Origin of the sequence: Acetatifactor muris (assembly GCF_024623325.1) — a bacterium.
GTDB lineage: Bacteria > Bacillota > Clostridia > Lachnospirales > Lachnospiraceae > Acetatifactor > Acetatifactor muris.
The window spans coordinates 147,379-157,124 of sequence record NZ_JANJZD010000012.1 but is presented as its reverse complement, the minus strand read 5'-3'; the positions used below and the strand labels follow the sequence as shown (position 1 = coordinate 157,124).

Below are 9,746 nucleotides of genomic sequence, written 5' to 3'. Positions count from 1 at the left end.
TCAAGGGCGCGAAGCGCCGCATTTTTTGACTGGTTTGTCAAGTGTTTTTGAGAAAAAAGTGGGTGATTTTTGAAAAATAGGTTCTGAAAGCACCATGAAATAAGGGCTGAAGATTCCGAGAAGTTATGTACTTGGAAAGGAGGTAACAGACCATTGAAAAGAAATACGGCATAATCTACGCCGATCCCCCGTGGCAGTACGCACAAAAGCGGCTGTCCGGCGCAGCGGAACACCACTACCCCACAATGGGGGCTGATGAATTGTGTGCGCTTCCCGTCGCTGACATTGCGGCAGAGGACAGCGCACTTTTTTTTGTGGGCGACATTCCCCCAGCTCCCCGAAGCCCTGCGGCTTATCAAGGCTTGGGGCTTTACCTATAAGACCGTCGCCTTTGTGTGGCTGAAACTCAACAAGAAATCCTATACATGGTTTTACGGCTTGGGATTTTGGACGCGGGGAAATGCGGAAATCTGCCTGCTTGCCACACGGGGACACCCAAAGAGGAAATCGGCGGGTATTCATCAATTCATTATCTCCCCCATTGAGCAGCACAGCAAGAAGCCGGACGAAACACGGGACAAAATTGTTGCCCTCATGGGCGACATTCCCCGGATAGAGCTTTTCGCAAGGCAGGAAACGGCGGGCTGGGACACATGGGGGAATGAAACCAAAAACAGTATCGTACTTTGACGGAAAGGAGGTTTTTCAGTATGGCGTATGTGCCAGTACCAAAGGATTTATCAAAGATAAAAACGAAAGTCGCGTTCAACCTTACAAAGCGGCAGATCGTTTGTTTCGCGGTAGCCCTTATCTTGGGCTTGCCGCTTTTTTTCTTGCTAAAGGACAGCGCGGGAACAAGCCTTGCGGCGTTTGTGATGATCGTTATCATGCTTCCCTGCTTCCTCATGGCAATGTACGAGAAACACGGACAGCCCCTTGAAGTCGTGATAAGGAATATCATTCAGACAAAGTTTGTCCGACTAAAGGAGCGACCCTATCAGACAGAAAACTTTTACGCTGTCTTGGAGAAGCAGCGGAAACTTGAAAAGGAGGTATCAGCGATTGTCAAAGGAACCAACAAAGGTAAGCGCACCGGGAAAAAGCCCCGGAAATAAGGCAAAGCGGAAACTGACCCGCGCCGAAAAGAAGCAGATCGCCGCCGTTATCAGACAGGCAAAGGGGGACGGAAAGGCGCACACCGCCCAGCAGACGATCCCCTATCTTACCATGTACCCGGACGGGATATGCCGGGTGACGGAACGGAAATACTCAAAGAGCATATCCTACGAGGATATAAACTACCAGCTTGCACAGGCAGACGAAAAGACCGCCATTTTTGAGAACTGGTGCGACTTCCTCAACTACTTTGACGCTTCCGTGTCGGTGCAGCTCTCTTTCATCAATCAAGGGACGCAGCGGGAGGAAGCGGAAAAAGCAATCAATATCCCGGCGCAGGACGACGCTTTCAACTCTATCCGCACGGAATACGGGGATATGCTGAAAAACCAGCTTTCCAAAGGCAACAACGGGCTTGTGAAGCACAAATATATCACGTTCAGCATTGAAGCCGACAACCCGGCAGCGGCAAAATCCCGCCTTGCCCGTATCGAAACGGATATACTGAACAATTTCAAGGTGCTGGGGGTATCTGCCCGCCCGCAGACAGGCTATGAGCGGTTACAGACCATGCACGGGGTATTCCACCCGGAGGGCGCACCGTTCAATTTCTCTTTTGATTGGCTTGCACCGTCCGGGCTTTCCACAAAGGACTTTATCGCCCCGCCCTCATTCCGTTTTGGCGAGGGGCGGTACTTCCGCATGGGGCGCAAGATCGGCGCGGTATCGTTCCTTGAAATCCTTGCGCCGGAGTTAAACGACCGTATGCTTGCGGATATGTTAGACCTTGAAACAGGCGTGATCGTCAATCTCCATATCCACAGTATCGACCAGACCGAAGCAATCAAGACAGTCAAGCGCAAGATTACCGACCTTGACAAAATGAAGATCGAGGAACAGAAAAAGGCTGTCCGCAGCGGGTATGACATGGATATTATACCGTCCGACCTTGCCACGTTTGGCGGCGAAGCGAAAAATCTCTTACAGGATTTACAGAGCCGCAACGAGCGTATGTTCCTGCTCACTTTCCTTGTTGTGAACATGGCAGACACGAAGCGGAAACTGGATAATGACATTTTCGCGGCGGCGGGCATTGCCCAGAAATACAACTGCCGCTTGACCCGCCTTGACTACCAGCAGGAAGCGGGGCTTATGTCAAGCGTCCCTATCGGTGAGAACCTTATCCCCATTCAAAGGGGACTGACGACTTCCAGCACGGCTATCTTTATCCCCTTTATCACGCAGGAGCTTTTTCAGAGGGGCGCAAGCCTTTACTATGGCTTAAATGCCCTTAGTAACAACATGATCTTATGCGACCGCAAGCAGCTCAAAAACCCCAACGGCTTGATCTTGGGAACGCCGGGAAGCGGAAAATCCTTTGCGGCAAAACGGGAAATGACAAACGCTTTCCTCATTACCGACGACGATATAATTATCTGCGACCCGGAAGCAGAGTATTACCCCCTTGTGCAGCGGTTACAGGGACAGGTGATAAGGCTTTCACCCACCAGCCCGCACTACGTCAACCCTATGGATATAAACCTCAACTATTCCGAGGACGACAACCCGCTTGCATTGAAAAGTGACTTTATCCTCTCCCTTTGTGAGCTGATCGTCGGCGGCAAGGAGGGCTTGCAGCCCGTCGATAAGACCGTCATTGACCGGGCTGTAAGGAATGTGTACCGCCCGTTTTTAGCTGCTCCCGACCCGGCGAAAATGCCGATTTTGGGCGACCTGTACGACGAGCTTTTGAAGCAGCCGGAGCCGGAAGCGGCGCGTATCGCGGCGGCATTGGAGCTTTATGTTTCCGGGAGCCTTAACGTGTTCAACCACCGTACCAACGTGGAGCTTTCCAACCGCCTTGTATGTTTTGACATCAAACAGCTTGGGAAGCAGCTTAAAAAGCTGGGTATGCTCATTGTTCAAGATCAAGTATGGAACCGCGTCACCGTGAACCGGGCGGCGCAGAAATCCACACGGTATTTTATGGACGAATTTCACCTGTTGCTGAAAGACGAGCAGACCGCCGCCTATTCCGTGGAGATTTGGAAGCGTTTCAGAAAATGGGGCGGCATACCGACCGCGATCACGCAGAACGTGAAAGACCTCTTGGCAAGCCGGGAAGTGGAAAATATCTTTGAGAACAGCGATTTTGTCCTCATGCTCAATCAAGCGGCGGGCGACCGTGCTATCCTTGCGAAGCAGCTCAATATCTCCCCGCAGCAAATGTCTTACGTCACCCATTCCGAAGCGGGCGAGGGGCTTTTGTTCTATGGCAACGTCATTCTGCCCTTTGTAGACCGTTTCCCGAAAGATACGGAGCTTTACCGGGTAATGACGACGAAGCCGGAGGAAGTGGGCGGCGCATGATAAACACGGAAAAATCCCAAAAGGCATTATCGGTCAATCAGATTTATTGCATGGACTGTTTGGAGCTGCTTTCACAGTTGCCGGATAACTGTATTTCTCTGATACTGACCGACCCGCCTTATGGGATCGCATACCAAAACCATTTTACAGGCAGGGAATACCCGGTACTTGCGGGCGACGACGGCATAGATTATGACCGTTTCGCCCGTGAGAGCTTCCGGGTACTGAAAGAAAATTCCCATGCCTATTTTTTTACCCGTTTCGACTGTTACCCTTACCACTACCTGTATTTACAGCGGGCGGGATTTACCGTTAAAAACTGCATGGTGATTGAAAAAGGCAATATCGGCGGCATTGGCGACTTGAAAGGCAGCTATGCGAACAATGCGGAATGGCTTATTTTCTGCCATAAAGGGCGGCGGGCATTCCAGCGTACAACATTGCTGCAGAACAAGGCAAAAGCCGGGAGCCGGTTTCACAAGGGCAGGGAACCCAGCCGGAAGTACAAAACAAGGTTTAATTCCTGCTGGTTCGGTTCGGAATACCCAAAGGCAACCTATAATTCCGGGTGGCAGAAACAGCACGGCATTTACCACCCGACGATCAAGAACGTGGAATTTCTTTCTTGGCTGATACAGATTTCAAGCCAGCCGGAGGATTTGGTATTTGACGGTTTTATGGGAAGCGGAAGCACCGCAGCCGCCGCAATACGGACGGGGCGCAGGTTTCTTGGTTCCGAAATTAACAGCGGTTATTACAATACCGCAATCCAAAGAATTAAGGAGGTGACAGACCATGAAGCAGTACAAAGCCCGTGATAAGATCACGCTTAAAATGAGCCGGGACGGGGCTATGGAAGTCAACGAAACCAAAGGCACGAAAAAGCGTATCAGCAAACGGGCGCGGGAAGCTGCCCTTAACAGAACCCCGGAGCAACAGGCGGCGCAGGATATACAGGCACTACCACCCACACCGGGCAGCACAGCCCCGGATATTTCCCCTAACGCGCCGCCCCTGCCCCATGCGCCGGGGACGGAGCCGGGACAGGACACGGGAACCGCCGAGCGTGTCTATGAGCATATCGACGGGGCGCACACCCGGAAAGCCAGCAAAAAGGCGGCAAGGAAAGCACAGGCAGAAGCCGAAGCCCGCGCCCACACTTCCCGGCTGCAATTCACCGAGGAAGAACGGGCAACGCCGGAGCTTGAAAAATATATCAAGAAATCCGACAAAGCCGCTGATAAGCTGGACGAAGCAAGGGCGAAAATCCCAAAGGAAAAGAAACTTGTCAAGGAGCGTACTTTTGACGAAGCCACCGGGAAAGGCAAGACCCGCCTGCACTTTCAAGAACGGGAAAAGCCCATGAACGGCAATAAGGCACATAAAAACCCGTTATCCCGCCCCGCGCAGGAAGCGGGTATTTTCGTCCATAACAAGGTACATTCCGTGGAAAAGGACAATTCCGGCGTGGAGGGTGCGCACAAATCCGAGGAATTAGCGGAGAAAGGCGCAAAGTACGGGGCGCGGAAAATAAGGGAGGGCTACCACAGCCACAAGCTCAAACCCTACCGGGCGGCGGCAAAGGCTGAAAAGGCAGCGGAAAAGGCAAATGCGAATTACCTCTACCAAAAGGCACTCCACGACAACCCGCAGATCGCCGCGTCCAACCCGTTCTCCCGGTATATGCAGAAGCAGCGTATCAAGAAACAGTATGCAAAATCCGTCAAGGCACAGAGCGCAAAGACTGTCAAGAACGCAGCCGAAAATACCCGGAAAGCCGCGAAAAAGACCGCCGAGGGGACAAAGAAAACCGTTGCTTTTATCGGGCGGCACCCGGCAGGGGTATGTATCGCCGTGGGTGCGCTGCTCTTATTCATCATGGTATCGTCGGCGTTATCTTCCTGCGGTGCTATGTTTTCCGGCATGATAAACGGCATTGTGGGGACTTCCTACACGTCGGAGGACGCAGATTTAGTCGCCGTGGAAAATAACTATATGGCACTGGAAACGGAGCTGCAACGCGAGATTGACAATATCGAACGCGACCACCCCGGCTATGATGAATACCGTTACGACCTTGACAGTATCGGGCATAACCCCCATGAATTGGCGTCCTACTTGACCGCACTCTTACAGACCTACACACCGGCGACCGCACAGGCAGAAATACAGCGTATCTTTGAGCTGCAATATACCCTCACTCTGACGGAGGAAGTGGAGGTACGCCACCGAACGGAAACCCGGACAGGGACGCGGACAGTCACCGACCCGGTAACGGGGGAAACCTCTACGGAAACCTACGAATACGAGGTAGACGTAGCCTATAACTATTACATTCTCAATATCAAGCTGGAGAACAAGCCCATATCCGACCTTGCGCCGGGACTTTTAACGCCGGAGCAGCTTGAAATGTTCCGGGTGTACTTGGAAACCAGCGGCAACAAGCCTTTAGTCTTTGGCGGCGGTTCCCCGGACACGAACCCGTCCGAGGATTTAAGCGGCGTACAGCTTGTGAACGGCACACGCCCCGGCAATACCGCCATTGTAGACCGGGCAAAGTCACAGGTAGGCAATGTAGGGGGACAGCCCTATTGGAGCTGGTACGGCTTCAACAGCCGCGTGGAATGGTGCGCCTGTTTCGTGTCTTGGTGCTACAATCAAGCCGGAAAAAGCGAGCCGCGCTTTGCCGCCTGCCAGTCACAGGGTATTCCGTGGTTCCAATCTCACGGGCAATGGGGCGACCGGAGCTATACCAACATAGCCCCCGGCGACGCTATCTTTTTTGACTGGGACTTGGACGGGAGCGCAGACCATGTAGGGCTTGTGATCGGCACGGACGGGCAGCGCGTTTACACCGTCGAGGGCAATTCCGGGGACGCTTGCAAGATCAAGAGCTATCCCCTTGACTACCGCTGTATCAAAGGCTACGGGCTGATGAACTGGAACTGATTAACTGAAAACCGAAAATTTGAAAGGAGTATTAAACACTATGGCAGCAAACAAGATTGACCGTATCAACCGGGAGATTGAAAAGACCCGCGAGAAGATCACCGAGTATCAGAACAAGCTGAAAGGGCTGGAAGCACAGAAAACCGAAGCGGAGAATTTGCAGATCGTCCAGCTTGTGCGCTCTATGCGCCTTTCCCCGCAGGAGCTTACTTCCATGCTGTCCGGGGGCGCAATCCCCGGCATGACACCCGCGCCCGCTTATCATGGCGCAGACAATGACGAACAGGAGGAAACCGATAATGAAGAATAAGAAAACCCTTAAAATGCTTTTGACCCTCTGCGCCGCTTTTATCCTCATGGGCGGCTTTTCTGTTACTGCCTATGCGCAGGTGCCGGAGGGAGCCGACGACGCAACCGACGACAGCGGCGTTGTCTACGAGGAACCCCAAAAGGAAGAACCCCTTACCCCGGACGGGAACGCGACCCTTGTTGACGATTTCGGCGGCAACAAGCAGCTTATCACCGTGACGACCAAAAACGGCAACTATTTTTATATCCTCATTGACCGGGACGACGAGGGCGAGAACACCGTGCATTTCCTCAATCAAGTGGACGAAGCCGACCTTATGGCACTCATGGAGGACGGGGAAACGAAAACGGAGCCGCCCGCTGTCTGCAACTGTACGGATAAATGCGAAGCCGGGAAAGTCAACGTGAGCTGCCCCGTATGCAGCACCAACATGACCGCCTGTAACGGCAAGGCAGCGGAGCCGGAAACGGAGGAACCCACGGAGCAGCCGGAAAAGAAAACAGGTACAGGCGGGCTTGTGGTATTCCTCATTGTGGCACTTCTTGGCGGCGGGGGTGCGTTCTACTACTTTAAGATTATGAAGCCGAAGCAGGACGTAAAGGGCGGCACAGACCTTGACGATTTCGACTTTGACGATTACGACGAGGACGAGCTGGAAGCTGATGAAGAAGCCGGGGACGACGGGGGAACGGAGGACGACGAGGAATGACACTGTTCACCGACAACCCCTTAGAAAGAATGATGATACAGAAACCGGGTGACGGGCGGCGTGGAAAATCGCCGCCCGCTTCCATTCCCCCGCGCTGCAAGGGCTGTCCCTATAACCGGGAGCCGCCCTGCGTGGGGTACTGTATCAAGAAGCTGTCCGAGAAGAAAACGGGAAAATGAAAGGAGGATTTTTCTATTGGCTACATACAGATTAGTCATTGCAGAAAAGCCCAGCGTCGCGGGGAGTATCGCCGCCGCGCTTGGCGTTAAGGAAAAGAAAGACGGATATATCGAGGGCGGGGGCTACCTCATTTCTTGGTGTGTCGGTCATTTGGTGGAGCTTGCGCAAGCTGCCGCCTACGGGGAACAGTATAAAAAATGGAGCTATGAGAGCTTACCCATTCTGCCGGAGGAATGGCAGTACACCGTCGCCGCCGACAAGGAAAAGCAGTTTGCAACCTTAAAGGAGCTTATGCACCGCGCCGACGTTTCCGAAGTGGTGAACGCCTGTGACGCTGGGCGCGAGGGGGAACTAATCTTCCGTTTTGTCTATGAAGTTGCGGGCTGTAACAAGCCCATGCGCCGCTTGTGGATTTCCTCAATGGAGGACAGCGCGATCAAGGCGGGCTTTGCCGATTTAGGGGACGGGCGGGACTATGACGCGCTCTATGCTTCCGCATTATGCCGCGCAAAGGCTGACTGGATCATCGGTATCAATGCGACGCGCCTTTTCTCCTGCCTGTATGACAAGACCTTGAACGTGGGACGGGTGCAGACCCCGACCTTAAAAATGCTCACCGACCGGGGCGCGGCGATCTCCCATTTCAAGAAAGAAAAATACTACCATGTGCGGCTTGACTTATCCGGCGCGGAAGCGGTAAACGAAAGGATTTCAGACAGGAAAGCCGCTGACGGGCTGAAAGCAGCTTGTGAAGCGGCACAGGCGGTATGTGTTTCCCTCACCAAAGAAGAAAAGAGAGCCGCCCCGCCGAAGCTCTTTGACCTCACTTCCTTACAGCGGGAAGCCAATAAAATCTACGGCTATACGGCGAAGCAGACCCTTGACCTTGCACAGACCTTATATGAAAAACGGCTGCTCACCTATCCCCGGACAGACAGCGCATTTCTTACGGACGACATGGGGGACACAGCGGCAAAGACCGTTTCCATGCTGTCCGAAAAGCTCCCCTTTATGGAGGGCGCGGAATTTACGCCGGACATTTCCCGGACACTTGACAGCAGCAAAGTATCAGACCACCACGCCATTATCCCCACTATGGAACTTGTAAAGACCGACCTTGCGACGCTGCCGGAAAGTGAAAAAAATATCCTCACCCTTGCCGGGGCGCGTCTTATTTTCGCTGCCACTGAGCCGCACGTTTACGAAGCGGTCACGGCGGTTTTCTCATGCGCAGATACGGAGTTTACGGCGCGGGGAAAGACAGTTCTTGCGGGCGGCTGGAAAGAGCTGGAACGCCGCTTCCGAGCAACCTTAAAGGGCAAGCCCGACGAGGAAGCCGAAGCAGAAACCACCCTGCCGGAGCTTACAGAGGGACAGACCTTTGAACACCCGGCGGCAAAGGTGACGGAGCATTTCACAACGCCGCCGAAGCCCCACAACGAAGCAACCTTGTTGTCGGCAATGGAACGCGCCGGGAACGAGGACACCGACCCGGACGCAGAACGCCGGGGGCTTGGCACACCCGCCACCCGCGCCGCTGTCATTGAAAAGCTGGTGAAGTCCGGCTTTGTGGAGCGCAAGGGCAAGCAGCTTATCCCCACGGAAAACGGCAACGCGCTTATCTCTATTCTGCCGGATATGCTGACCTCTCCCATGCTGACCGCTGAATGGGAAAACACGCTGACGCAGATCGCAAAGGGAGCCGCCGACGCTGGGGACTTCATGGCGGGCATTGAAGCTATGGCGCGGGAGCTGGTAAGAACAAATACCGCCGCTGACAAAAGCAAGGCGACTTTCACGGATAAGGACGAAAAGCCCTCTATCGGAAAATGCCCCCGGTGCGGTTCCCCCGTCCGGGAGGGGCGGCTGAACTTCTACTGCGCTAACCGGGACTGCGCCTTTACCATGTGGAAAAACGACCGTTTCTTTGAAGAAAGGAAAGTTGCCTTTTCCCCGAAGATCGCCGCCGCGCTCTTAAAATCCGGCAAGGCAAACGTCAAGGGCTTGTATTCCCCGAAAACAGGCAAAACCTACGACGGAGCCATTGTTTTAGCCGATACGGGCGGGAAGTATGTCAACTATAAGATTGAGCTACCGAAGAAAAAATAAGTT

General features: G+C 53.5%; 8 protein-coding genes and 1 pseudogene. All 9 read left to right on the top strand.

Annotated features, from left to right (window positions below; all coding sequences use genetic code 11):
• Window positions 1-152: 152 nt before the first annotated feature.
• Window positions 153-703: pseudogene (locus NSB25_RS13480) on the top strand (MT-A70 family methyltransferase); the annotation flags it as partial.
• 7 nt (window positions 704-710) lie between these two features.
• Entirely contained in the window at window positions 711-1,115 is a 405-nt protein-coding gene (locus NSB25_RS13475) for a PrgI family protein (protein ID WP_103240028.1), read from the top strand.
• A complete protein-coding gene (locus NSB25_RS13470) occupies window positions 1,063-3,486 on the top strand; it encodes a VirB4-like conjugal transfer ATPase, CD1110 family (protein WP_103240029.1) in 2,424 nt (807 codons plus the stop codon). Before NSB25_RS13475 ends, NSB25_RS13470 begins: the two co-directional genes overlap by 53 nt.
• Window positions 3,483-4,304: a DNA-methyltransferase gene (locus tag NSB25_RS13465; protein ID WP_242982429.1), complete on the top strand. Its 822-nt coding sequence runs from the start codon at window positions 3,483-3,485 to the stop codon at window positions 4,302-4,304. Before NSB25_RS13470 ends, NSB25_RS13465 begins: the two co-directional genes overlap by 4 nt.
• Window positions 4,305-4,320: 16 nt before the next feature.
• Complete coding sequence (locus NSB25_RS13460; protein WP_103240156.1) at window positions 4,321-6,435, top strand: CHAP domain-containing protein; 2,115 nt, start codon at window positions 4,321-4,323, stop codon at window positions 6,433-6,435.
• A gap of 40 nt (window positions 6,436-6,475) precedes the next feature.
• Complete coding sequence (locus NSB25_RS13455; RefSeq protein ID WP_103240030.1) at window positions 6,476-6,745, top strand: DUF4315 family protein; 270 nt, start codon at window positions 6,476-6,478, stop codon at window positions 6,743-6,745.
• Window positions 6,735-7,454, top strand: coding sequence for a DUF4366 domain-containing protein (locus tag NSB25_RS13450; RefSeq protein ID WP_103240031.1), 720 nt, complete (start codon window positions 6,735-6,737; stop codon window positions 7,452-7,454). Before NSB25_RS13455 ends, NSB25_RS13450 begins: the two co-directional genes overlap by 11 nt.
• Window positions 7,451-7,633, top strand: coding sequence for a hypothetical protein (locus NSB25_RS13445; RefSeq protein WP_103240032.1), 183 nt, complete (start codon window positions 7,451-7,453; stop codon window positions 7,631-7,633). Before NSB25_RS13450 ends, NSB25_RS13445 begins: the two co-directional genes overlap by 4 nt.
• Window positions 7,634-7,649: 16 nt before the next feature.
• Window positions 7,650-9,743 (top strand): DNA topoisomerase 3, encoded by a 2,094-nt coding sequence (locus NSB25_RS13440; protein WP_103240033.1) that lies wholly within the window; start codon window positions 7,650-7,652, stop codon window positions 9,741-9,743.
• The last annotated feature ends 3 nt before the right edge of the window (window positions 9,744-9,746 follow it).